Source organism: Haemophilus parainfluenzae T3T1, from assembly GCF_000210895.1.
Taxonomy (GTDB): Bacteria; Pseudomonadota; Gammaproteobacteria; order Enterobacterales; family Pasteurellaceae; genus Haemophilus_D; species Haemophilus_D parainfluenzae_A.
The window spans coordinates 956,944-979,005 of record NC_015964.1; the positions used below are offsets into that span (position 1 = coordinate 956,944).

Consider the following 22,062-nt stretch of genomic DNA (forward strand, 5'->3'; position numbering starts at 1 on the left):
TGCCACCATTAATTTAATGAATGAATATTCATTGGGTAAAGATTTTATAATTTAACTTTAGAGGGTAATGTATGGACACTACAACTAATAAAAAATGGAATAAATTTGATACAGCTTGGGTATTAAACTTATTTGGAACTGCGGTGGGTGCAGGGGTATTATTTTTACCAATCAACGCAGGGATGGGCGGCTTTTGGCCTTTGATTGTGATGGCGGTTTTAGTTGGACCGATGACATATTTTGCGCATCGTGGTTTGGCTTATTTCGTGTTGTCTTCTTCTAAACCAGGCAGTGATATTACCGAAGTAGTAGAAGAACATTTCGGCCCGACCGCTGGGAAATTAATTACCTTATTATATTTCTTTGCGATCTTCCCAATTTTATTGATTTATGGAAACGGGATCACTAATACGGTCGATTCTTTTATCGTCAACCAATTAGGCATGGCTTCACCAAACCGTGTGATTCTTTCTTTTGTATTAATTGCGATATTGATTTCAGTCATGTTGTTCAGTGAAAAAGTGATGTTGAAAATCACCGAATTACTGGTTTATCCATTGGTGTTGATTCTCTTTGCGTTATCAATTTATCTCATTCCGCAATGGAATGCTTCAATGCTTTATGAACTTCCTACTGCTGGTGGCTTTATCACGACATTATGGTTAACCATCCCAGTATTGGTTTTCTCTTTTAACCATTCTCCGGCAATTTCATCTTTCACGCTTTCTCAACAACGTGAATATAAAGATTTTAATACAACGGAATATCACATTGGTCGTACAGAAAAAGGCACTTCAACCGTATTACTTTTCTTCGTGATGTTCTTTGTATTTAGCTGTGTATTAACTTTAACACCAGCAGAGTTATTAGAAGCAAAAGCACAAAATATCAGTATCTTGTCTTATCTTGCTAACAAATTTGATAACCCATACATTTCTTATTTTGCACCATTAGTGGCTTTCTTCGCGATTACAAGCTCATTCTTTGGCCATTATTTAGGCGCACGTGAAGGTTTAGAAGGTTTATACCTCAAAATGAAAGGTGAAAGCGTGAATCGTAAAAAATTAAATTACGGTACTGCAGTTTTCTTCTTATTGACTTTATGGGGTGTGGCGATCATTAATCCAAGTATTTTAGGTTTGATTGAATCCCTTGGCGGCCCAATCATTGCGATGATCCTTTTCATTATGCCTATGTATGCAATCCGCAATGTTCCAGCAATGAAACGCTATCAAGGTCGTTTTAGCAATATATTTGTTACAGTTATGGGATTAATTGCTATCTCCGCGGTCGTATATGGATTATTATAAGCGGCTTTTTAGTTTAGCTTAGGATTTAAAATAATATGATTAGTGTATTTGATATGTTTAAAGTGGGAGTTGGGCCATCCAGCTCCCATACTGTTGGCCCGATGAAAGCAGGCAAGCAGTTTATTGATGATTTAATCGAGCAAGGTAAATTTGATGCTGTTGCAACCTTGCATGTTGATGTGTATGGTTCTCTCTCAATGACAGGACTTGGCCATAATACAGATATCGCCATCATTATGGGATTAGCAGGTTATCTACCACACGATGTAGATATTGATTTAATCCCAACATTTATCGACCAGGTTAAACAAACCAAAAAACTGTCGATTGCACAGGGTAAAAAAACGGTTAATTTCGATTGGGATGCCAATATGGTATTCCATAATTCCTTTTTATCATTGCATGAAAACGGCATGACAATTACCGCATTAGATGCTGAACGTAATGTGCTTTATCGTCAAACCTATTATTCTATCGGTGGTGGTTTTATCGTAGATGAAGCGCATTTTGGTCAAGAGAAAGAGAATCCTGTGGCCGTGCCGTATCCTTATCAATATGCTGAAGATATTTTGAAACATTGTCAGGAAAATGGCTTAATGCTATCTACGGTGATGATGAGAAATGAGTTAGCATTACGTGATAAAAAAGAGGTTGAAGCACATTTACATAATGTCTGGAAAACCATGAAAGATTGTATTGAGCATGGTGTCAATACAGAAGGCGTGTTACCAGGACCATTAAAAGTAGTACGTCGTGCACCGTCACTTTATCGTCTCTTGCAAGCCAATAGTAATCGTCTTGCAAATGATCCAATGCATGTCATCGACTGGGTGAATATGTTTGCCCTCGCGGTAAACGAAGAGAATGCTGCCGGTGGACGCGTCGTGACCGCACCAACGAACGGTGCTTGTGGTATCGTACCAGCCGTGCTTTCTTATTATGAAAAATTTGTAGGACCTTTAACACAGGATGTGATTGAGCGCTACTTATTGGCAGCTGGTATGATTGGTTCACTTTATAAGATGAATGCGTCTATTTCTGGTGCAGAAGTTGGCTGCCAAGGTGAAGTAGGCGTGGCATGTTCAATGGCTGCCGCAGGTTTAACTGAAATCCTAGGCGGTACGCCAGTACAAGTATGTATTGCAGCTGAAATTGCGATGGAACACAATCTGGGCTTAACTTGCGACCCTGTTGGTGGACAAGTACAGGTGCCTTGTATTGAACGTAACGCAATTGCTTCAGTGAAAGCGATTAACGCTAGCCGTATGGCATTACGCCGAACCACGAACCCTCGCGTAACCTTGGATAAAGTGATCGAAACCATGTATGAAACAGGTAAAGACATGAATGCCAAATATCGCGAAACATCGAAAGGTGGCTTAGCGGTGAAAGTGGTCTGTTCTTAAGATTTCATTGATAATAAAAGAGCGGTCATTTTTGACCGCTCTTTTTTATTTTCCTTTCACATCAATAATTACTACTTCTGATTGAGATCCTAAGCGCATTGGAATACCCCAGAAACCATAACCAGAAGTGACAAAAACATGTGGATTGCCAATTTTTTCATGACTATAATCCAAACGATACATCATTTTTGTGATTATACTGGCGGGGAATACTTGCCCTTTATGTGCATGCCCTGAAACTTGAATATCAAGAGGGAGTGAAGCATGTTTTTCGATATCTGTTGGTCGGTGATCCAATAGAATAATCGGTAAGTCAGTATTCACTTGTTTTAATAACGCCTCGGTACTTGGTCTATCGTGAGCAAGATTGTCATTTCGTCCAATCAGTACCAATTCATTATTTAATGTTAATGTTTCATCTCTTAATACCGTAATACCCGCTTTGCGAATTTCTTGATCAATTCGATCTTGGTCACCGAATAAGTCATGATTGCCTAGTGTGGCATACACGCCCATTGGGGCCTTGAGTTTCGCCAGATGAGGCTGCATTTTTTCGGCTAAATAGGCATTGACGTTATCATCCATAATATCGCCAGGCAGTAAAATGATATCCACCTTTTCCTGCTGCATAATATCAGCCAGTTTATCCAATTCTTTCCCACCAAATAATTTGCCTAAATGGAGATCGCTTGCCATACCAATTCGCAGCGGTTTAATGGGCTTATCTAGCGTAATTTCATAATGAATAACACGTGTGACATAGGCGTTATACACACTTAAGGCAGTGATACCAATAAATAAAATCGGGTAAGTAATGCGTAAAGTACGGTCGATTTTTGTGATGGATTTGGATTTTCGGAAAAGAAAATGAATACCTCCCACGGCGATACTCGCAAAGGCTGAAAAAAGGAGAAGCGCGAGCACTAAAGCAATAAGTCGAAATATCGTAAAAAGCTTTAAAAAATGGCAAATAACCAAGACATTAGGAAGCAAAAAGCTGACAAAAGTAATTGCTCGTCTTGCCTTTTGAGAGAGCTGTTTGTTAAGCCACCAAATCAGCGTTTTATTAAAAATATAAATCAGCAGTTGTAACAAAATAATGGCTGCCGTAAATATAAAGTAATAACGAGTTTCCATCTGCAATTCCTAAATAAAAGTGCGGTCGTTTTTGACCAAGTTTTGAAGTATTGAATAATAAATTTCTCTGTTCCCAAAGGCAAATTTTTTCGCTAAAATGCGGCTCGTTTTAGTTAATTTAAGAAGGAAAATCCAATGTTTGGAAAAGGCGGTTTAGGCGGCTTGATGAAACAAGCCCAACAAATGCAAGAAAAAATGCAAAAAATGCAGGAAGAAATTGCCCAATTAGAAGTAACAGGCGAAAGTGGTGCAGGTTTAGTAAAAATCACGATTAATGGTGCGCACAACTGCCGTCGTATTGAGATCGATCCTTCTTTAATGGAAGACGATAAAGAAATGTTGGAAGATTTAATTGCTGCCGCATTCAACGATGCAGTCCGTCGTGCAGAAGAATTACAAAAAGAAAAAATGGCGTCTGTAACCGCAGGCATGCCATTACCTCCAGGAATGAAACTTCCATTTTAATTCATCGGGTGTGTGAATTTACACGTTCACACACCATTCATTTTCTCCCATCATAAATATTATGCAAAGCAGTCCACTTTTAGAACATCTTATTGAAAACCTTCGTTGCTTGCCGGGTGTTGGCCCGAAATCAGCGCAGCGCATGGCTTATCATCTCTTACAGCGCAATCGTAGCGGTGGGATGAATTTAGCACGTGCATTAACGGAAGCGATGTCTAAAATTGGGCATTGTTCACAGTGTCGTGATTTTACCGAAGAGGAAACGTGCAATATTTGTAACAATCCTCGCCGTCAAAATTCAGGTTTGCTTTGCGTGGTGGAAATGCCGGCGGATATTCAGGCTATTGAGCAAACAGGCCAATTTTCTGGGCGTTATTTTGTCTTAATGGGGCACTTATCGCCTTTAGATGGTATTGGCCCAAAAGAGATTGGTTTAGATTTATTGCAAAAACGTCTGGTAGAAGAATCTTTCCACGAAGTGATTTTAGCGACCAATCCAACGGTGGAAGGCGATGCCACAGCCAATTATATTGCGGAAATTTGCCATCAACATAATATTAAAGTGAGTCGTATTGCTCACGGGATCCCTGTCGGTGGGGAATTAGAAACCGTGGACGGCACCACCTTAACCCATTCTTTCTTAGGTCGTCGTCAGATCGACTAATCTTATGCGCCTGTTTATTGCCGAGAAACCCAGTCTTGGGCGAGCGATTGCCGATGTATTGCCAAAACCTCATCAGCGGGGTGATGGTTTTATTAAATGTGGCAATGATGATGTTGTGACTTGGTGCGTGGGGCATTTGCTCGAACAAGCAGAACCGGATGCCTACGATCCTAAATTTAAACAATGGCGTTTAGAACATTTACCCATCATTCCTGAAAAATGGATTTTGTTACCGCGAAAAGAAGTTAAAAAACAACTTTCCGTGGTGGAAAAACTTATTCATCAAGCTGATGTTTTAGTTAACGCAGGCGACCCGGATAGAGAAGGGCAGTTGCTGGTGGATGAAGTGTTCAGCTATGCCAATTTATCAGCCGAAAAACGTGATGGCATTTTGCGTTGTCTGATTAGCGATCTTAACCCCAGCGCGGTCGAAAAAGCCGTACAAAAGCTCCAACCGAATCGTAACTTTATCCCATTAGCCACCTCCGCACTGGCGCGTGCTCGTGCCGATTGGCTTTATGGCATTAATATGACCCGCGCTTATACCATTCGGGGTCGCCAAGCGGGTTATGATGGCGTGCTGTCTGTTGGGCGAGTGCAAACGCCCGTATTAGGTTTGATTGTTCGACGTGATTTGGAAATTGAAAATTTCCAACCAAAAGATTTCTATGAAGTGTTGGCGTGGGTAAAAGAAGAAAAAACATCTGAAAATCCAACCGCACTTTTTTCTGCACTTTGGCAACCAAGTAAAGCTTGCGAAGACTACCAAGATGAAGATGGTCGTGTGCTGTCTTTAGGCTTAGCCGAAAATGTAGTGAAGCGTATTACCGATCAACCTGCCGAAGTGACAGAATATGTAGATAAGCGCGAGAAAGAAACGGCGCCTTTGCCTTATTCGTTGTCAGCATTGCAGATTGATGCGGCAAAACGTTTTGGCATGTCAGCGCAAAGCGTGTTGGATACCTGTCAGCGGTTATATGAAACCCATCGTTTGATTACCTATCCACGTTCGGATTGTCGCTATTTGCCGGAAGAGCATTTTGCTGAACGACATAAAGTGATGAATGCCATTTCTCAGCATTGTCAGACGTACCAAACCTTGCCATTGGTGGTAGATACTGAGCAACGTAATCGTTGTTGGAATGATAAAAAAGTGGAAGCGCACCATGCCATTATTCCGACAGCTAACACGCGCTCGATCAATTTAAGTATTGATGAACAACGTATTTATGAATTGATTGCGCGTCAGTATTTATTGCAATTCTGTCCAGATGCGGAATATCGTAAAAGCAAAATTATCTTAAGTATTGCGGGCGGTACTTTTGTGGCTCAAGCGCGCAACTTGCAAACTGCGGGTTGGAAAGAATTGCTTGGTAAAGAAGACGAAGATGAAAATCAAGAGCCGTTATTGCCGATCGTGAAGAAAGGGCAGATCCTGTACTGCGAACGAGGCGAAGTGGTGAGCAAAAAAACGCAACCGCCGAAACCATTTACTGATGCGACGTTGCTTTCCGCCATGACAGGGATTGCGCGCTTTGTGCAAGATAAAGAATTGAAAAAAATTCTGCGAGAAACAGATGGACTTGGCACAGAAGCCACGCGCGCAGGTATTATCGAATTGCTGTTTAAACGAGGCTTTTTGACCAAAAAAGGACGAAATATTCACAGCACAGAAACGGGGCGGATCCTCATTTCAGCATTACCAGATATTGCCACACAACCTGATATGACGGCACATTGGGAAGCGCAATTAACGGATATCAGTCAAAAACAAGCGAGTTATCAGCAATTTATGTTTACGCTCAATCAAATGTTGCCGGATTTAGTGCGCTTTGTGGATTTCACCGCATTACGTCGTCTAAGTCAGATTTCAAAAGGTTTAAGCACACCAGCAACGAAACGAAAAAGAGCGGTCAAAAAATCGGAAGATTTAAACGCTGAAAATTGATTAAACTTAATACAATTAAGTAAAAAAAATGGGAAAGCGCTTGCGAAAAGCGTGAATTTTATATAACATTTGCTCCCAGTTTTCTTGCGAAATCGCAATTTAGAGAAGAAAGAATAATGTACAATATTTTATTATTTGTTTATGTATTAATTTGTATCGCCTTAATCGGCTTTATCCTTATTCAACAAGGTAAAGGCGCGAACGCAGGTGCGTCATTTGGCGGCGGTGCATCAGGTACCATGTTTGGTTCTGCAGGTGCAGGTAACTTTTTAACCCGTACCAGCGCAATCTTAGCGACAGGCTTTTTTGTGATTGCTTTAGTGTTGGGTAATATCAACTCTCACCGTGGTAACGTACAAAAAGGTTCATTTGACGATTTATCTCAAACTGCTGAACAAGTTCAACAACAGCAACAACAAGCTGCTCCAGCAGTTGAAAACAAAAATAATGACATTCCGCAATAATAAGGAATAAAAACAGAATAAACGCTCTGGTGGTGGAATTGGTAGACACGCTATCTTGAGGGGGTAGTGGCCGCAGGCCGTGCGAGTTCAAGTCTCGCCCAGAGCACCAACTATAAACCGACTTAATCAAGTCGGTTTTTTTTCGCCTAAAATTTGCCTGAATAGCTAGTTATTATCCCCTGTTTTGGTTACAATCGGTCAATTTCTTTTTCTAAAACCCCATTAGGAGAGCACTATGAACTTCCCTCAAATTGCCCAGCAAGTGATTGATAAGCTTGGCGGCAAAGAAAACATCGCCACAGCAGCACATTGTGCAACGCGTTTACGTATTGTGTTAAACGATGAAAGCAAAGTGGATAAAGAAGGTATTGATAATATTGAAGGCGTGAAAGGGCAGTTTGCTGTCGCCGGTCAATATCAAATTATCTTCGGTTCAGGTACGGTGAATAAAGTCCATGCTGAACTCACCAAATTGCTTGGTATCGGCGATGTGAGTAAAGCCGAAGTGGCTGAAGCAGCATCAGGCAATCAAAACTTATTGCAACGTTTGGTGAAAGGCTTGGCAGATATTTTCGTGCCAATCATTCCGGCAATCGTAGCAGGCGGTTTGTTAATGGGTATTCACTCCATGCTGACAGCGAAAGGTTTCTTCGTTGATGAATTAAGCGTGATTGATATGCACCCAGGTCTTGCGGATTTGGTGGATTTTATTAACACCATCGCGAATGCACCATTTGTATTCTTACCAGTATTACTTGGTTTCTCAGCCACCCGTAAATTCGGCGGTAACCCATTCTTAGGGGCAGCGCTTGGGATGTTATTAGTTCACCCTGCATTAGCAGATGGTTGGAACTACGCATTAACCCTTGCGCAAGGCAAAATCCAATACTGGAATGTATTCGGTCTTGAAATTGAAAAAGTCGGCTATCAAGGCACGGTTATCCCAACATTAGTTTCTGCTTGGGTATTAGCAACCTTAGAAAAAACCTTCCGTAAGTTTGTGCCTTCTTATTTAGATAACCTCATTACCCCCTTATTCTCGCTCTTTATTGCGGGCTTCTTAGCATTTACTGTAATTGGTCCAATTGGTCGTGAAGCGGGTTCATTAATTGCATCAGGTTTAACTTGGTTATATGACACCTTAGGTTTCGTGGGCGGCGCGATCTTCGGGGCATTCTATGCACCAATTGTTATCACGGGTATGCACCAAACCTTCATTGCGGTTGAAACACAATTATTAGCTGAAATGGCAAATACAGGCGGTACCTTTATTTTCCCAATCGCTGCAATGTCAAATATCGCACAAGGTGCAGCCTGTTTAGGTGTGGCAGTGGCATTAAAAGATCCAAAAGTACGCGGTTTAGCAGTACCATCTGGTATCTCTGCATTATTAGGAATTACTGAACCGGCGATGTTCGGGGTGAACTTACGCTATCGTCAAGCTTTCTTTGCGGCGATGATTGGTTCAGGTCTTGCAAGTGCCTTTATCGCGTTCTTTAATGTAAAAGCCATTGCATTAGGGGCAGCAGGTTTCTTAGGTATCCCATCTATCAAACCGGATAGCCTTGCGATGTATAGCCTCGGTATGGTGATTTCATTTGTGGTGGCATTCACGCTTTCAGTCGTTTTCGTGAAACGCGCACAAGCAAAAGCATAATTGAAATAAAAAAGAAAAAGCACGAGTTTAATCTCGTGCTTTTTTGTTTGGAAAAATGCGTCTAAAAATGACCGCACTTTCAGTGAGAATTAGCCTTCTCGACAGTTTAACCAAGTGGTTTTCATGCCTTGATTATTCTTGTAATACACGGAATTATTTTCACGAGCGATTAAATCAACATAACTGCCATCAATCGGCTCATAAGAGCGATAAATCACTTCAAAGCGATTTCCACGTGCATTTAAGGTACGATTTTCCACATGATCAAACGGCACGGCTTTTCCACCATCTAATTGGAAATAAATACCAAAGTTATCTTTCATGCGGCTTTCTCTTGAAAGCGGGAAGTAAGTGGTTAAATACGAACTTGAACCCGTTTCTGAATTACGGCAAGAATAGTAATAACGCTTGTAGTCTTTAGGATTGTTTAATTCCGTTTGGCTAATATTATTTTTAAGGAATCGTGTTTTAACAGTTTTCTTTGGTTGTTGTGTTGTGGTACAAGCAAACAACCCTACGAATGCAGCCGTGAGTAATGCTATTTTGAATTTATTCATTGATAAAGTTCCGAGAGTAGAGTGAATGAGAAAGGGAGTATAATAGCGGAAATTGGGGATAGTGCAATATACAAAGGGGAAAGTGCGGTGAGTTTTTGAAGTGTTTTTTAGTAAAATTTGGCACACGCTGCGAGCGTGCGCCATTATAAAGAAAATGAAATATGATAAGTAACTACTTGCCCATAACAGGACCCACCCCTATCAACATAAGGTAGTAAATTGGTGCAGTAATGATGTCAAAGGCTTCTTTTGCTCTATATTTGGCTGATTCTTTCATCTTATCTCGTTTCTCTGATCGAATTTCTTCATCTGTTTTTAGACGATAATTATCAAGATATGCAGGTATTGGTATAGAGCGTGAGGATTTTTTCAAAATTTCATCACGGTTATTCAATTTCACGATACGCCCATTGATTATTGGCTTCTCTACCCATCCCATATAAAGGGTAATTTTGGTTTTAGGCTTATTATCTTTGCATTCAGAAGGTTCTTGATGGAAGAAATCGCTTACTCCACAATTACCATCATCATAAATTATTCGCCAACGTTGCTCTAATCCTTTCAAACTTTGACGAAGCGTATTAAGGTATTTCATCGGTAATACTAGCTTATAGTATATTTTAACAAAGTTATTACTACGGTCAGCATCAAAGGAAAGCGCTAGATAAAATTTATCATCCCTTCTATTGGATTTTAACAGCTTTGTCATGTATTCAGGTTGGAATAAAGGTTGTAAATAATGCGCATCAATACCTGAAAACTCATAATCTTCGTTATCACTAAGCAAATAAGTTTTATTATCCGGTGTTTTAACAATACCTCGAATTAATATTTCTTCACCTTTCAAGCGAGTCATATATTCGTAAAAGGGCGTCGTACTGTCGTAAGCAGGTGGCGTATTGTTACTCGAACAAGCTACTAATAATAAGCAAAGCAAAGAGATAAATTTTTTCATAGGATTCCTTACAAGCGGTGGGATTTTGGAATTAGTTTACTTAATCCAGAATTGTTTTGCTATTTGTTTTTAGGATACGCTTTCCTCATATTAGTGTTAGAGATTAAAAAATGGGGGGAGAATTATTCACTAAACTTCTATGCTTGTATGAGGCAGATCAAAGTGCGGTCAGTTTTTCAGGTGCTGTTTAATAAAAACATTGCGAATTTTACCCATAAGCTGTCGGCAGAACCAATATTCAAAATTCTTTGGATTTTTTGACAGCACTTTTAGTTGCTAGGCACAAGCGAGGACGCTTGCGCCATCGTGGGGAGTATATTATGATTTACCTGTTCCATCACAATCAGGACAAATAAATTCACCGTAGTAGTCTCCACCACAAAACGCACAATCAGAATGACCTTCTCGAGAGTTATCTCCCATATCAATTGGGCAGTAGTCAAAATAGCCTCGCCCTTCACAAGTATAGCATTCATCGCCTAACATATTTTTCTCCTATTCTATAAACTATTAAAGTTAATTTTCCTCTTCACCATCTCTAAGTGCCACAATACCAATATATAAACAAATTGGAATAGTTTTTCTATATGCTTCACCTTGCAAATCAAGTGCAAACCAAGCTCCAGAAAGAACCCATATTATTGGCCCCAAGGTATTTAACCAAGGATTTCTTTTTACGAGCTCTTGAATAAGTTTTTTTGCTATATCTTTACCAACGAATTGAGCAATAATGGAGATAACTATAGATTGAATTATTGCTGCAGTCATTTCAGGTCCTAAGATCTTAAATAGTATTGGTAGAACAGCAATTTTTCCATTATCTTTTAAGTAATTAATGATTTTTTCACTATCTGCATCACAAATCTTTGCTTTTTTAAAATACGCTGATAATTCTTCTGGAGATTTTGATAGAAGTTCTTTGTCAACAACAGCTAGCACCAGTAATTCAAGCATTTTTTCAGTAGAGGCTCCTAGTTTAACCTTCACTTTCAATTTATTAGCAACATCGCTAATTACTTCTTCAGCAGAAACTCCTCCATCATCATTAAATAAACTTCTAAATAAATATGCAACATCAGATGAGCCATAATATCTAATTTGTTTATCTATTAACTTAATGAGTTCATTTTTAGTGGTAATATCTCCATCCTTAATAGTTTTTTTTAACAACTCTTTTCGTTTTGAGTCATTAGTAAAAGCTACATAACTATCTAGAATTTCAGAGATGTATTCAAGGTCATTATTTGTACATTTTTGGAGGATTTTTTTCATGATTGATTCCTTGTTAAAAAGTTATAAATATAGGACGCATTATAAAGTTATTAATAATTAAAGTTACTTCATCGCCACACCCAACCATTTCATCATCTCTCTCTCATCCCAGCCTTTACGTTTGGCATAATCTTGAGCTTGGTCTTCATCAATGCGACCTAAAGTGAAATAGTTACTTGCCGGGTGGGTGAAGTACCAACCGCAGACGGAAGCTGCCGGCCACATAGCGTAGCTTTCGGTGAGTTTCATGCCGATGCGTTGTTCCACTTCTAATAAATCCCAAATCAATGCTTTTTCGGTATGCTCAGGGCAGCTTGGATAACCTGGTGCAGGGCGGATGCCGACATAGTTTTCATTGATTAAACCTTGATTGTCGAATTCTTCTTGCGTGTAGCCCCAAATGCGGGTGCGAAGCTCAAAGTGCAGGTATTCTGCCATGGCTTCCGCTAAGCGGTCGCCCACCGCTTGTAGTAAGATAGCATTGTAGTCATCGCCTGCCGCTTTATAGCCTTCTACTAATTCCATTTCTTCAATTCCTGCACAGACGGCAAACATACCCATCCAGTCTTTTTTGCCACTTTCGCGATCAGCAATAAAGTCACTTAAGGCAAAGTTAAACGGACTTTTGCTGTTTTTGCCACGTTCTGTTTGTTGGCGTAAGCCGTAAGCGGTGCCAATTTGTTGTGTGCGTTCTTCATCAGCGAAAAGCACCACATCATCGCCTACACGTTCCGCAGGGAAGATGCCTAAAATACCGCTTGGGTTGAGTTTGTGGTTTTGCTCTAATTCATCTAATACCACTTGCGCATCGTTCCATACTTTACGTGCTTCTTCGCCACCTTCTGGATAATCAAAGGCATCAGGATAGCCACCCATTAAGCCCCAAATGCGGAAGAATGGCGACCAGTCGATAAATTTACGTAATGTGGCAATCGGTACGTTTTTAAATTCCACAATACCTGTTTGGTTTGGTGTTGGCGGCACGTAATCTGCCCATTCACCACTAAAGCCATCAAAGCGGTTTGCACGCGCTTCTTCAATGCTGAGCTGTTTACGCAGTGGTTTACGGTTAGAGAAAGATTGCTGAATTTTCTCATAATCCTTTTTAAACTGTTCCCATAATTCTGCACGGCTTTCAGGATTCATCAATGTCGCACACACCGTCACCGCACGAGAGGCATTTGAGGTATAAAATACGCCGTGTTCTTTATATTTTGGATAAAGTTTAATTGCCGTATGTTCTTTAGATGTGGTCGCACCGCCAATCATCACTGGCAGATTTAAGCCTAAGCGAGTCATTTCCCCCAAGAAGTATTCCATCTCATCTAGAGAAGGGGTAATCAAACCACTTAACGCGATGATATCCGCTTTTTCATCAATAGCGGTTTGAATGATTTTGTCTGCAGGCACCATCACGCCCAAGTCAATCACTTCAAAGTTATTACATTGCATCACTACGCTCACGATATTTTTACCGATATCGTGCACGTCGCCTTTTACCGTCGCAATCACCACTTTACCGTTGCTTGAACCTTTTTGTTTAGTGGCGTTGATAAACGGCTCTAAATACGCCACAGATTGTTTCATCACGCGCGCAGATTTCACCACTTGTGGCAGGAACATTTTACCGTCACCGAATAAATCACCGACGACATCCATCCCTTCCATCAGCGGCCCTTCAATGACATCTAATGGGCTTGGTAATTGTTGGCGGGCTTCTTCAGTATCTTCCACAATGTAAGTGGTAATCCCTTTCACTAGCGCGTGTTTTAAACGTTCTTCCACTGGCCAAGTACGCCATTCTGCGACAGAATCCACCGCACTTTCATCGTTGCCTTGGTTACGATATTTCTCCGCAATATCGAGTAATTTTTCAGTGGCATCAGGACTGCGGTTTAATACTGCATCTTCCACAATTTCACGTAATTCAGGATCGAGATCGTCATAAATCGCAAGTTGTCCCGCATTCACAATCCCCATATCCATGCCTTGCTTGATGGCATGATAGAGGAAAACAGCGTGGATAGCCTCACGCATCACGTTGTTACCACGGAATGAGAAAGACACATTCGACACCCCGCCCGAGATTTTCGCATGCGGTAGGGCACGTTTAATGCGACCTGTAGCATTGATGAAATCCACACCGTAGTTGTTGTGTTCTTCAATCCCTGTACCGATGGCAAAAATATTCGGGTCGAAAATAATGTCTTCTGGTGGGAAGCCGACTTGGTTCACCAAAATGTCATAAGCACGGCTACAAATTTCCACTTTGCGATCTTCGGTATCGGCCTGCCCCACTTCGTCAAACGCCATGACCACCACGGCTGCACCATATTTACGTACCAATTTGGCGTGGTCGATAAAGATTTCTTCGCCTTCTTTAAGCGAAATAGAGTTCACAATCGGTTTACCTTGTACCGACTGCAAGCCCGCCTCAATCACTTCCCATTTGGAGGAGTCGATCATCACAGGCACTTTGGCAGCATCCGGTTCCGTCGCCATAATATTAAGGAAACGGGTCATGCATTTTTTGCTGTCTAGCAAAGCTTCATCCATATTGATGTCGATCACTTGCGCCCCGTTTTCCACTTGGTCGATGGCAATTTCAATGGCTTCGGCAAATTTGTCTTCTTTAATTAAGCGTTTGAATTTCGCTGAACCTGTCACGTTATTACGTTCGCCCACGTTCACGAATAGACTTTCATCATCAATATTGAGTGGTTCTAAGCCTGATAAACGCATCGCAGTTTTAATTTCAGGCAATTTACGCGGTGCAATACCTTGCATTGCATCGGCAAAGGCTTTGATATGTTCTGGCGTCGTACCGCAACAACCCCCGACAATGTTTACAAAGCCACTTTCAGCCCATTCTTTCAGATGTGCCGCCATCTCTTCAGCCCCCAAATCATAGCCACCAAAAGCATTTGGTAGGCCCGCATTCGGGTGAACAGATATATAGGTTTCGCTGATTTTAGACAGTTGTTCAACATATTGGCGGAGTTCTTTCGGGCCGAGCGCACAGTTTAAACCGAAAGTTAGCGGTTTAGCGTGACGAAGTGAGTTGTAGAACGCTTCTGTGGTTTGCCCAGAAAGCGTCCGACCGGAAGCATCGGTAATGGTGCCGGAAATCATAATCGGTAATTCCACACCTAATTCTTCAAACACGGTTTCAATGGCGAAAATGGCGGCTTTTGCGTTTAACGTGTCGAAAATGGTTTCGATCATGATTAAATCTGCACCACCTTCAATTAAGCCTTTAGTCGCTTCAGCATAGGCATCCACCAGTTCCATAAAGGTAATGTTACGGAAACCTGGATCGTTTACATCAGGAGAAATAGAGGCCGTACGGTTGGTTGGCCCTAACACGCCCGCAACAAAGCGAGGTTTTTCTGGTGTACTGTATTTATCTGCGGCTAAACGCGCTAGTTTTGCCCCTGCGAAATTCAGTTCGTAGGCAATAGACTGTAAATCATAATCCGCTTGTGCAATAGTGGTAGAACTGAAGGTATTGGTTTCAATAATATCGGCGCCCGCTTGTAAATATTTCTCATGAATCGCAGAAATTAACAGCGGTTGGGTTAAGGTGAGCAAGTCATTATTGCCACGTAAATCAACCGCACTTTCTTTAAAACGCTCGCCTCTAAAATCAGCCTCAGTGAGTTTATATTTTTGGATCATCGTCCCCATCGCACCATCTAAAATAAGGATGCGTTCAGCGAGGGATTTTTTCAGTAATTCGGTTTGATTATGTGACATAGACAGCTCTTTTTAAAATCAATCAATATTGGTCGGAATAATAGGGATAAGCATGGATACTGTCAAATAAAAGGGGAGAAAGTGCGGTAAAAAAATGGAATGTTTTCAAAAAGAAAGGCGGACAAATTGTCCGCCAAATGGTTAGCTATATTTGCTGTCCGAGTAAAAAAACAGATTAACGTAAAAATGCCGGAATATTTTTTTCGTATTCACTGATGGCGTCTTCGTGTTGTAACGTCAAACCGATGTTATCCAAGCCGTTTAACAAACAATGGCGGCGGAATTCATCCAGTTCAAAGTGATAGACTTTGTCACCTACAGTGACCGTCATCGCTTCCAAATCCACATGGATTTGTTTACCTTCATTTGCCCACACCCATTGGAAGATTTCTTCTACTTCTTCTTCGCTTAAACGAATCGGTAACATGTGGTTATTTAAACTGTTGTTATAGAAAATATCCGCAAAACTTGGTGCGATCATCACTTTGAAACCGTAATCGGCTAATGCCCAAGGCGCATGTTCACGAGAAGAACCACAACCAAGGTTTTTACGCGCTAATAAAATGGTCGCGCCTTGATATTGCGGATAATTCAATACGAAATCCGGGTTTGGCTTGGTGCCTTCCACATCCAAATAACGCCATTCATGGAATAAGTGTTTACCGAAACCTACGCGGGTAATCGCTTGTAAAAATTGTTTTGGAATAATCGCATCTGTGTCCACGTTTGCCGCATCCAATGGCACTACTAAGCCTGAAAGTTGTTTAAATCCTGCCATTTTCTGCTCCTTAGTTTAATGTTACGTCACGAATATCAACGAATTTACCGAACATTCCCGCTGCGGCAGCCATCGCAGGGCTCACTAAGTGAGTGCGACCGTTACGGCCTTGGCGACCTTCAAAGTTACGGTTTGAAGTGGAAGCACAGCGTTCCCATTCACCTAAACGGTCATCGTTCATCCCTAAACACATTGAGCAGCCCGGATTACGCCATTCAGCGCCCGCTTCGATAAAGATTTTATCCAAACCTTCTTTTTCTGCTTGTTCTTTCACTAAACCAGAGCCTGGTACCACTAAAATACGTTTTACATTGTCGGCTTTTTTACGACCTTTCATGACAGCCGCTGCGGCACGTAAATCTTCGATACGAGCATTGGTGCAAGAGCCAATAAACACTTGATCCACCGGAATGTCTTTTAAATCGGTATTCGGTTCTAAACCGATATAATTCAAGGCTTTTTCTGCTGAAGCACGAGTCACGGGATCGGTCATTTCTGCTGGATTAGGTACACGTTGATCGATACCGATTACTTGGCCAGGGTTTGTTCCCCAAGTTACCTGTGGTGCAATATCTTTGGCTTCTAATGTGATGACTGTGTCAAATTTTGCATCATCATCGGATTTTAAGGTTTTCCAATAAGCAACAGCATCATCCCAATCTTTACCTTTAGGCGCATGTGGACGACCTTTTAAGTATTCGAAAGTCGTTTCATCTGGTGCGATTAAGCCGGCTTTCGCGCCCATTTCAATCGCCATATTACAAACAGTCATACGGCCTTCCATAGAAAGGTCACGAATGGCTTCCCCACAGAATTCCACCACATGGCCTGTACCACCTGCCATGGTGGTTTTACCGATAATGGCAAGAATAATATCTTTTGCGGTAATACCTGGCGCTACTTTGCCGCGCACTTCAATTTTCATATTTTTTGCGCGAGCTTGTTTTAAGGTTTGTGTGGCTAATACGTGTTCGACTTCAGATGTACCAATACCAAATGCCAAAGCACCGAACGCACCATGAGTGGCGGTATGGGAGTCACCACAAACGATAGTCATGCCTGGTAAGGTTAAGCCTTGTTCAGGCCCCATGACATGCACGATACCTTGTTCTTTGGTGGTCATATCGAATAATTGAATACCGGTCGCTTTTGTATTTTTTGCGAGCTCCAATACTTGAATTTTCGCTTGGCCTTCAAGTTTGTTCACATCACGTACTTGAGTAGAAATACTGTGATCCATGGTGCCGAAAGTTTTGCTTACTTGGCGCACTTGACGGCCTGCCACACGTAAACCGTCAAAGGCTTGTGGACTGGTCACTTCATGGATTAAATGACGGTTAATATATAAAATCGGCGTTTCGCCTTCAGCTTCGTATACCACGTGGGCATCGAATAATTTTTCGTAAAGAGTTTTTGCCATAATTTTTCTCAATTCGTTAGAGGCTTTTGTTAGAGTAGTAAGTGCGGTCAAAATTGAGGGTGTTTTTAAGCCGCACTTTAATTGTTTTTATTAGATTGCGTTAGCGATTAATGTACCCATTTCTGCCGTTGAAACAGGGGCAGAGTCATCGGCTAAATCACCGGTACGGTGACCATTTGCTAAGACTTTTTGTACCGCATTTTCAATCGCATCTGCGGCATCATTTAAGTTGAAGCTATAACGCAACATCATCGCGGCAGAAAGAATTTGTGCGATTGGGTTAGCAATACCTTTGCCTGCGATATCCGGCGCAGAACCGCCAGCTGGTTCATATAAGCCGAAACCTTCTTCATTTAAGCTTGCAGATGGCAACATGCCCATAGAACCCGTGATCATCGCCGCTTCATCAGAAATAATATCGCCGAAAATGTTCGAGCAGAGGAGCACATCGAAAGACTCAGGCGCTTTGATTAATTGCATGGTCGCGTTGTCGATATAAATGTGATCTAAGGTGACCTCAGGGTAGTCTTTCGCCACTTCAGTTACGGTTTCACGCCATAAGATTGAGGCTTGCAGTACGTTAGCTTTATCCACAGAAGTCACGTGTTTACGACGTTTCATTGCGGCATCAAAAGCCGCACGCGCAATACGTTCAATTTCATATTTGTAATAAACTTCAGTGTCGAATGCTTTGGTTTGTGCGCCTTCACCTTCACGCCCTTTAGGCTGACCGAAATAAATCCCGCCCGTTAATTCACGCACAACCACCATATCAAATCCTTTTGCCGCAATATCTGCACGTAATGGGCAGAATTTTTCGAGGCCTTTATAAAGGGTAGCAGGGCGAAGATTGCAGAATAATTTGAAATGTTTACGCAATGGCAACAATGCACCGCGTTCAGGTTGTTGATCCGGTGGTAAATTTGTCCATTTTGGGCCACCCACAGAACCAAACAAAATCGCGTCAGCTTCATCACAACCTTTTAAGGTTTCTGCTGGTAATGGGCAACCACAATGATCAATTGCAGCACCTCCTACATAAAATTCATTGAAGTTAAGTTTAAAACCGAATTTTTCTTGGACTTTGTTTAATACTTTAATGGCTTCAGCCATGACTTCCGGACCAATACCGTCTCCCGGTAGAACTGCGATGTTGTATGATTGCATATTATTTTTCCTATTTCTTTCACACTAAAGTGCGGTTAATTTTCTCCCCTCTTTTATAAAGAGGGGGAGGGGGAGATTTTAACGATATAAAATTCACTGCTGAGGTTGATGTTACTTCTGCCAAATCTCCCTAATCCCTCTTTGGTAAAGAGAGTAACTCGATAGATTAATGATGTTTATGATTCTTAATATCTGCGACTTTATGTGAACGGTAAATCGCATTGATCGCATGGACTAAAGCAAGCGCGGAAGATTCAACGATGTCTGTCGCTAAACCAACGCCATGGAATTTACGGCCGTCATGTTCAACCACGATATCCACCTGACCTAATGCTTCAGCGCCTTCACCTTTAGCGGTTAAGTTATAGTGAGACATTTTGATTTCTAAGCCAGTTAAGTTCAAGATCGCATTGTAAACTGCATCGACTGGACCGTTACCACCAATTGACGAAGTGCTTAATTTATTGCCATCTAATTCCACTTGAACAAAAGCGGTTGCTGGATATTCTTTGGTGGAGTGTGCCGAAAGTTTATCTAACACTAAGCGATCTTCATCACCTTGTTGCATGTCGATAAACGCCAACGCTTCCAAGTCATAATCAAACACTTGGCCTTTTTTGTCTGCTAATTTCAAGAAAGATTCGTACAATTTATCCAAGTCATAATCTTGCTCGGTGTAACCCATATCCGCCATATGACCTTTCACTGCTGCGCGACCAGAACGTGCAGTTAAGTTTAATTTCTCTTTCTTCAAGCCAATGGTTTCTGGCGACATGATTTCGTAGGTGTTTTTGTTTTTCAACACACCATCTTGGTGAATACCGGAAGAGTGAGCAAAAGCATTTGAACCTACAATCGCTTTATTTGGTTGAATTGGCATATTACAAAGTTGGCTTACCATTTGGCTGACACGGTGAATTTCTTGCGTGTTGATACGTGTATCCACGCCCATAAATTCTTGGCGAACTTTCATTGCCATCACGACTTCTTCAAGTGAAGTATTACCCGCACGTTCACCGATGCCGTTTACGGTACATTCAATTTGGCGAGCACCATTTTGTACTGCGGTTAAGGAGTTGGCTGTTGCCATACCTAAGTCATTGTGGCAGTGCACAGAAATGATTGCTTTATCAATATTTGGCACGCGGTTACGCACTTGAGCAATGATATTGCCGTATTCGTTTGGTAAGCAGAAACCAACGGTATCTGGAATGTTTACGGTGGTAGCCCCCGCATGAATTGCCGCTTCCACAATACGACAGATATTATCTATGCCCGTACGACCAGCATCTTCGCAAGAAAATTCCACATCATCCGTGTAGTTACGTGCACGTTTTACCGCGGCTACAGCCATTTCAACGACATCATCAAAGGTACGTTTTAATTTGGCTTCAACGTGTAATGCGGAGCTCGCGATAAAGGTGTGAATACGGAACGCTTCCGCGACTTTTAAGGCTTCGTAAGCCGCATCGATATCTTTATTTACCGCACGGGAAAGTGCCGCAACACGACTATTTTTGATATGGCGCGCGATAGTTTGAACAGATTCAAAATCGCCTTGAGAAGAAACTGGAAAACCCACTTCCATCACATCCACACCTAAACGTTCAAGCGCTAAAGCAATTTGTAACTTTTCTTTTACGGTTAAGCTTGCTTTTAATGCTTGTTCTCCATCACGCAAGGTGGTATCAAAAATAATAACGCGATCTGACATAATAATTTCCTTCTGTTGTCACTCAAAGTGCGGTCGCTTTTAGCACTGTTTTTGAAACAAAAAACCCGCAATCTTAAAAGTGCGGGTTGATAATAGATTTTTTTACATAAAGGTATTTTTTATCCACAACTTAGCCGCACAAAGAATGTGAGAGCAGGAGGTTGAGAGATAAAGAAACAACTTGGTACATAAAAAAGATAATCCTATAAAAAATTCTGTAAAACACTGTCCATATTACGGATAAAAGTTTCGCTGTCAAACCATTTTTTAGTGATTTATATCTAAAATAAATATCTCGACATAATCTTAAAAGTTTATTTATCTAAATGTAATGATTTTACTGGAATTAATATCTAAAAATGGCTTTCAAGAAGTTATTTTTGTCCTGTTTTATTCCTCGTTTCTGGTATGCCGATTTTTTCTAAAATTTTTTCTCTTTTTGCGATCTGAATCGCAAAATTAAGACAAATCTTTCATTTTTTAACACCAATCTCGTCATAATTCTCTTTTTAAAGGAGAGAATAAATGAGCGATTTTACGTCGATTTTGTTGCGATTAGCTCAAGTGCCCAAATTGGGCAGTGTGCGGATTCAACAAATTTTGGCCCATGTGAATATAGAAGATTTGTTAAATTATGATGAAGTGGCATTTCAACAAATGGGCTGGGATGCGTTACAGATTCGTCGTTGGTTTCAGCCAGAAATGAAATTTATTGAACCTGCTTTGAGCTGGGCAGAAAAAGAAGGACATCATTTAATCCACTGTTTTTCAGATGACTATCCTTTTTTACTTAAACAAATTAGTGGCTTTCCGCCCTTATTATTTGTGAAAGGTAATTTGACCGCACTTTCTGCCCAGCAAATTGCCATGGTTGGGAGCCGTTATTGTTCGGCTTATGGTGAATATTGGGCAAAATATTTTGCGACAGAACTTTCTCTTGCAGGATTGACGGTCACGAGTGGGCTGGCTTTAGGTATCGATGGATTTAGTCATCAGGCGGTGGTAGATATTCAAGGACAAACCATTGCCGTATTGGGCAGTGGATTAGATCATATTTATCCCGCCAAACACCGCCGATTAGCCGAGCAAATTATCGAAAATAACGGGGCATTAGTTTCCGAATTTATCCCTACACAAGCGCCGATTGCTGAAAATTTTCCTCGTCGTAATCGCATTATCAGCGGGCTTTCATTAGGAACGTTAGTGATTGAAGCCACAGAGAAAAGCGGTTCACTCATTACAGCACGCTATGCCTTAGAACAAAACCGCGACATTTTTGCGTTGCCGGGGAATATTCAAAGTGAATACAGTCAAGGCTGTCATAAACTGATTAAGCAAGGGGCGATGTTGGTGGAAAATATCAAAGACATTTTAGATTGTCTTAATCATAAC

General features: G+C 41.2%; 17 protein-coding genes, 1 tRNA gene and 1 pseudogene. 9 read left to right on the forward strand and 10 right to left on the reverse strand.

The features are described 5' to 3' along the window. The first annotated feature begins 71 nt into the window (after nt 1–71). Nucleotides 72–1,310, forward strand: coding sequence for an HAAAP family serine/threonine permease (locus PARA_RS04840; protein ID WP_014064792.1), 1,239 nt, complete (start codon nt 72–74; stop codon nt 1,308–1,310). Between the two features lie 35 nt (nt 1,311–1,345). Continuing rightward, nucleotides 1,346–2,716: an L-serine ammonia-lyase gene (locus PARA_RS04845; protein ID WP_014064793.1), complete on the forward strand. Its 1,371-nt coding sequence runs from the start codon at nt 1,346–1,348 to the stop codon at nt 2,714–2,716. A 45-nt stretch (nt 2,717–2,761) separates the two neighbouring features. On the opposite strand, the gene PARA_RS04850 is transcribed toward PARA_RS04845, so the two are convergent. Then, a complete protein-coding gene (locus PARA_RS04850) occupies nt 2,762–3,853 on the reverse strand; it encodes a metallophosphoesterase (RefSeq protein ID WP_014064794.1) in 1,092 nt (363 codons plus the stop codon). A 135-nt stretch (nt 3,854–3,988) separates the two neighbouring features. Between PARA_RS04850 and PARA_RS04855 the strand changes: the two genes are divergently transcribed. The 6 genes from PARA_RS04855 (at nt 3,989) to PARA_RS04880 (ending at nt 9,051) form a co-directional block, all read left to right on the forward strand. Then, a complete protein-coding gene (locus PARA_RS04855; protein WP_005696839.1) occupies nt 3,989–4,318 on the forward strand; it encodes a YbaB/EbfC family nucleoid-associated protein in 330 nt (109 codons plus the stop codon). Between the two features lie 61 nt (nt 4,319–4,379). Further along, nucleotides 4,380–4,982 carry a recombination mediator RecR gene (gene recR, locus PARA_RS04860; protein WP_005696838.1) on the forward strand — a complete coding sequence of 201 codons (603 nt, stop codon included), beginning with the start codon at nt 4,380–4,382 and terminating at the stop codon, nt 4,980–4,982. A 4-nt stretch (nt 4,983–4,986) separates the two neighbouring features. After that, the gene (locus PARA_RS04865; RefSeq protein ID WP_014064795.1) at nt 4,987–6,930 is read left to right on the forward strand and encodes a DNA topoisomerase III; all 1,944 of its coding nucleotides are present in this window, start codon (nt 4,987–4,989) and stop codon (nt 6,928–6,930) included. 116 nt (nt 6,931–7,046) lie between these two features. Then, nucleotides 7,047–7,394, forward strand: coding sequence for a preprotein translocase subunit SecG (gene secG, locus PARA_RS04870; RefSeq protein ID WP_014064796.1), 348 nt, complete (start codon nt 7,047–7,049; stop codon nt 7,392–7,394). Nucleotides 7,395–7,417: 23 nt separating this feature from the next. Continuing rightward, nucleotides 7,418–7,503, forward strand: a tRNA-Leu gene (locus PARA_RS04875). A gap of 126 nt (nt 7,504–7,629) precedes the next feature. Next, nucleotides 7,630–9,051, forward strand: coding sequence for a sucrose-specific PTS transporter subunit IIBC (locus PARA_RS04880; RefSeq protein ID WP_014064797.1), 1,422 nt, complete (start codon nt 7,630–7,632; stop codon nt 9,049–9,051). An 89-nt stretch (nt 9,052–9,140) separates the two neighbouring features. Here PARA_RS04880 and PARA_RS04885 read toward each other — a convergent pair whose 3' ends face one another. The 9 genes from PARA_RS04885 to leuA all read right to left on the reverse strand — a co-directional run bounded on the left by PARA_RS04885 (nt 9,141) and on the right by leuA (nt 20,670). Continuing rightward, nucleotides 9,141–9,608: a hypothetical protein gene (locus PARA_RS04885; protein WP_014064798.1), complete on the reverse strand. Its 468-nt coding sequence runs from the start codon at nt 9,606–9,608 to the stop codon at nt 9,141–9,143. 172 nt (nt 9,609–9,780) lie between these two features. Then, nucleotides 9,781–10,563 (reverse strand): hypothetical protein, encoded by a 783-nt coding sequence (locus PARA_RS04890; RefSeq protein ID WP_014064799.1) that lies wholly within the window; start codon nt 10,561–10,563, stop codon nt 9,781–9,783. A gap of 318 nt (nt 10,564–10,881) precedes the next feature. Next, nucleotides 10,882–11,049 carry a hypothetical protein gene (locus PARA_RS04895; RefSeq protein WP_014064800.1) on the reverse strand — a complete coding sequence of 56 codons (168 nt, stop codon included), beginning with the start codon at nt 11,047–11,049 and terminating at the stop codon, nt 10,882–10,884. Nucleotides 11,050–11,079: 30 nt separating this feature from the next. Next, a complete protein-coding gene (locus PARA_RS04900) occupies nt 11,080–11,835 on the reverse strand; it encodes a YaaW family protein (RefSeq protein WP_014064801.1) in 756 nt (251 codons plus the stop codon). A 63-nt stretch (nt 11,836–11,898) separates the two neighbouring features. Beyond that, entirely contained in the window at nt 11,899–15,591 is a 3,693-nt protein-coding gene (metH, locus tag PARA_RS04905) for a methionine synthase (protein WP_014064802.1), read from the reverse strand. Nucleotides 15,592–15,766: 175 nt separating this feature from the next. Next, a complete protein-coding gene (gene leuD, locus PARA_RS04910) occupies nt 15,767–16,369 on the reverse strand; it encodes a 3-isopropylmalate dehydratase small subunit (protein ID WP_005696826.1) in 603 nt (200 codons plus the stop codon). 10 nt (nt 16,370–16,379) lie between these two features. After that, nucleotides 16,380–17,789, reverse strand: coding sequence for a 3-isopropylmalate dehydratase large subunit (leuC, locus tag PARA_RS04915; protein ID WP_041918225.1), 1,410 nt, complete (start codon nt 17,787–17,789; stop codon nt 16,380–16,382). A gap of 90 nt (nt 17,790–17,879) precedes the next feature. Next, nucleotides 17,880–18,956, reverse strand: coding sequence for a 3-isopropylmalate dehydrogenase (gene leuB, locus PARA_RS04920; protein ID WP_014064804.1), 1,077 nt, complete (start codon nt 18,954–18,956; stop codon nt 17,880–17,882). Between the two features lie 166 nt (nt 18,957–19,122). Beyond that, nucleotides 19,123–20,670 carry a 2-isopropylmalate synthase gene (gene leuA / locus PARA_RS04925; protein WP_014064805.1) on the reverse strand — a complete coding sequence of 516 codons (1,548 nt, stop codon included), beginning with the start codon at nt 20,668–20,670 and terminating at the stop codon, nt 19,123–19,125. Nucleotides 20,671–21,195: 525 nt separating this feature from the next. On the opposite strand from leuA, the pseudogene dprA reads away from it, so the two are divergent. Further along, nucleotides 21,196–22,053, forward strand: a pseudogene (gene dprA / locus PARA_RS04930) (DNA-processing protein DprA); the annotation flags it as partial. Between the last annotated feature and the right edge of the window lie 9 nt (nt 22,054–22,062).

What these genes read in the sequence shown, in the direction of transcription:
- metH (WP_014064802.1), bottom strand. Translation starts at nt 15,591, where the DNA reads ATGTCACATAATCAAACCGAATTACTGAAAAAATCCCTCGCTGAACGC.
- PARA_RS04880 (WP_014064797.1), top strand. Translation starts at nt 7,630, where the DNA reads ATGAACTTCCCTCAAATTGCCCAGCAAGTGATTGATAAGCTTGGCGGC.
- PARA_RS04890 (WP_014064799.1), bottom strand. Translation starts at nt 10,563, where the DNA reads ATGAAAAAATTTATCTCTTTGCTTTGCTTATTATTAGTAGCTTGTTCG.
- PARA_RS04895 (WP_014064800.1), bottom strand. Translation starts at nt 11,049, where the DNA reads ATGTTAGGCGATGAATGCTATACTTGTGAAGGGCGAGGCTATTTTGAC.
- PARA_RS04855 (WP_005696839.1), top strand. Translation starts at nt 3,989, where the DNA reads ATGTTTGGAAAAGGCGGTTTAGGCGGCTTGATGAAACAAGCCCAACAA.
- PARA_RS04885 (WP_014064798.1), bottom strand. Translation starts at nt 9,608, where the DNA reads ATGAATAAATTCAAAATAGCATTACTCACGGCTGCATTCGTAGGGTTG.
- recR (WP_005696838.1), top strand. Translation starts at nt 4,380, where the DNA reads ATGCAAAGCAGTCCACTTTTAGAACATCTTATTGAAAACCTTCGTTGC.
- PARA_RS04840 (WP_014064792.1), top strand. Translation starts at nt 72, where the DNA reads ATGGACACTACAACTAATAAAAAATGGAATAAATTTGATACAGCTTGG.
- secG (WP_014064796.1), top strand. Translation starts at nt 7,047, where the DNA reads ATGTACAATATTTTATTATTTGTTTATGTATTAATTTGTATCGCCTTA.
- leuD (WP_005696826.1), bottom strand. Translation starts at nt 16,369, where the DNA reads ATGGCAGGATTTAAACAACTTTCAGGCTTAGTAGTGCCATTGGATGCG.
- leuB (WP_014064804.1), bottom strand. Translation starts at nt 18,956, where the DNA reads ATGCAATCATACAACATCGCAGTTCTACCGGGAGACGGTATTGGTCCG.
- leuC (WP_041918225.1), bottom strand. Translation starts at nt 17,789, where the DNA reads ATGGCAAAAACTCTTTACGAAAAATTATTCGATGCCCACGTGGTATAC.
- PARA_RS04865 (WP_014064795.1), top strand. Translation starts at nt 4,987, where the DNA reads ATGCGCCTGTTTATTGCCGAGAAACCCAGTCTTGGGCGAGCGATTGCC.
- PARA_RS04900 (WP_014064801.1), bottom strand. Translation starts at nt 11,835, where the DNA reads ATGAAAAAAATCCTCCAAAAATGTACAAATAATGACCTTGAATACATC.
- leuA (WP_014064805.1), bottom strand. Translation starts at nt 20,670, where the DNA reads ATGTCAGATCGCGTTATTATTTTTGATACCACCTTGCGTGATGGAGAA.
- PARA_RS04845 (WP_014064793.1), top strand. Translation starts at nt 1,346, where the DNA reads ATGATTAGTGTATTTGATATGTTTAAAGTGGGAGTTGGGCCATCCAGC.
- PARA_RS04850 (WP_014064794.1), bottom strand. Translation starts at nt 3,853, where the DNA reads ATGGAAACTCGTTATTACTTTATATTTACGGCAGCCATTATTTTGTTA.